Genomic DNA, 2,529 nt, shown 5'->3' on the forward strand with positions numbered 1-2,529 from the left:
GTTGGGTAAGAATCCAGTGCCTTGCCTAATTGCTTAGGTAGGTTCCCAAGTCCTCCCCACCGAACCGTACGTACCCCTCTCGAGGTATACGGCTCTCCACTTGTTTAGTCTAGTTTTCCTGCGTGTAGGTCATCGTGACATTTTATGCAAAGTGCCATCGTTTTCCGGTTACGTGCTATCATAATTTTTTCCCAATGCTTTTTACCTTTTAGGTCTTTAAGTTTGCGAGTATGATGCATTTCTAATGCACTGTTTTCGGTGCCACACCATTCGCATTTCTTAGCCTTTAATCTGTCGATTAGGTTGCTTCTGCTTTGGAATATCATTTCATTTGGCATGTCGTCTGTATTTTCCTTCTTGGAAACCATGAGGTTTCTTTTAAAGCCTTCATTATACAATTTTGCTATTTTTGTTCCCGATTTTGTTTTGTATTTAATACCCAAGCTACCCTCATGCCAAAACTTCTTTTTAACTTTCGGGATGCTAATCTTATATTTGTTTCCGAGAGTTTTGTACAGCGAGTATTCCATAGGATATTTAAATGTGTTTAACGAACACACATTAATAGCTAATTTGTAATAGTTGTAAAGTCCTCGAATCTCTGAGTTATACGTATAGAGAATTTCGAGGGGGTCTAACCGGAGTAATGCAGGTCTATGTATAGGTTTCCATTCTCCGGTTGTTTTGTCAATTTTGATTGCACCTTTGTCAATTAACGCCTTTCTTACTACATCTTTAGGCATGAACAGTTCGCATGTTAAGAAGTAGACTCTTGAACTAACACCATTTGCCTTCGTTTTTGTACTGTTATCTCTTCTTATTGCGATTTCGTATCCTAAGAATTTTGCTCTCTTCTTGCTGTTTGTTATTAATGTCTTTTCGTCCGAGAGTGTAAGTTTCAGTTCTTTCCTAAGAAATTTAGCTATATCTTCTTTTACCTGTTGGGCATCATCTTTGTTTCCGATGATACCAATTATAAAATCATCTGCATATCTTACGTATTGAATTCTTTTATAAGTAGTGTCCATAGGGTCTTTAGATTCGTATTTTCTCCATTCCGAGTCTAACTGCTCAATTTCTTGCTCGAATTGGAGAACTTTGTTCATTTTTTCCTCTTCGTATATTTCGTCTAACTCCCTCCGTAACTGCTCTATTCGCTTTTTGCGAAAGGTGATTTTACTCTTGATTTGGTTGTACGGTGGGTTAGTTCTTCTGGTATTTCCTTTATCAAAGGAAGCTTTATATCTTTCCATAAAGTTGTCAAATTCATTTAAATATAAGTTTGACAGTATAGGGCTGATAATTCCGCCTTGAGGTGTACCACTGTAAGTTTTGTTATATTGCCACTTTTCAAGGTATCCTGCTCTAAGGAATTTCCAGATTAGGTCAAGGAACTTTTCGTCCTCAATCCTTTTCCGTAATATACGAATAAGAGTGTGATGGTCGATATTATCAAAGAAGCCTTCTATGTCACCCTCTACAAACCATCTTACAGCTGTGAAGGTTTTTTTAATCTGATATAGAGCAGTGTGACAACTTCTTTGTGGTCTAAAACCATGTGATCGGTTATGAAATGAACCTTCGTAGATGCTAGTAAGCAGCATCCTAACCACTTCTTGAACTAATTTATCATCTATGGACGGTATACCCAATGGTCTAAGTTTGCCGTTCTTCTTAGGGATGTAGGTGCGTCTGACAGGTTTAGGTTGGTAAGAGAAATCTTTCAACCGTTCAATAATTTTGTTGATTCGTTCTTCAGACATGCCATCTATCGTTTTCTCATCTGTACCTTTTGTCATATTTCCTTCTTTGGCATATATATTGCTATAGGCTAAATAGAAAAATTCCGGGTTGTAAAGATTCCGATAGATTCTTTGATATTTATATGATTGTTCAGCACTTTTGCTGGCTAGACTTTCTAATACAACGTTTGGACTTCTCATGAAGCCTCACGCTCCTTTCCAATTTTGTATTAGACAAACAAGCTATCTTCCTTCGCCATGTACTAGGCTTTCCCTAGTTCGGACTACTACGAAGATTCCGTTGTCATATTGGATTTTCATGAGCCACACTTCTTGGCATTGCCTTGAAGTCATCCTCAATAGTCTAAAAGTAGACATTCCAACTTAGACAATCCCCATTTAGTACATTTAGAAACTAGGCACTTGTAGTGTCGGATGTCACGTTCGTCTTTCTTCTATTATTTAGAACAGTCAACCACGGTTCACATTACAAATAGCTTCCAAGATACTATTTGTGCTAGGTTGCGTAATGTAACAACTACTTTTCATTACGGGCGACGATACTCCACTTCAGACTGTGATTTAAGCAGTTTAGCCTTCATCCTTATCTACAATTTCACCTCGCCATTCAGTCGTGCTTTAGTAGTTAAGCAACTTATGGCTTTAACGACATGCTATTGTCCCCTTCAGGTTTCCCATCCAAGTGAGTCGTTGGTGATTGGTTTAGGTGTAAACTTCCCATCTCTTGCCTAAGGAGATTTTCTAAATGCCCTTATGGGCGCACTTG

At 38.1% G+C, this 2,529-nt stretch carries 1 protein-coding gene; it reads right to left on the reverse strand.

From position 1 onward, the window contains the following. Positions 1 to 104: 104 nt before the first annotated feature. Complete coding sequence (locus PDL00_RS34585) at positions 105 to 1,943, reverse strand: reverse transcriptase/maturase family protein (RefSeq protein ID WP_270733838.1); 1,839 nt, start codon at positions 1,941 to 1,943, stop codon at positions 105 to 107. Positions 1,944 to 2,529 lie beyond the last annotated feature (586 nt).

This window comes from Bacillus cereus group sp. TH152-1LC (genome assembly GCF_027710505.1).
GTDB lineage: Bacteria > Bacillota > Bacilli > Bacillales > Bacillaceae_G > Bacillus_A > Bacillus_A mobilis.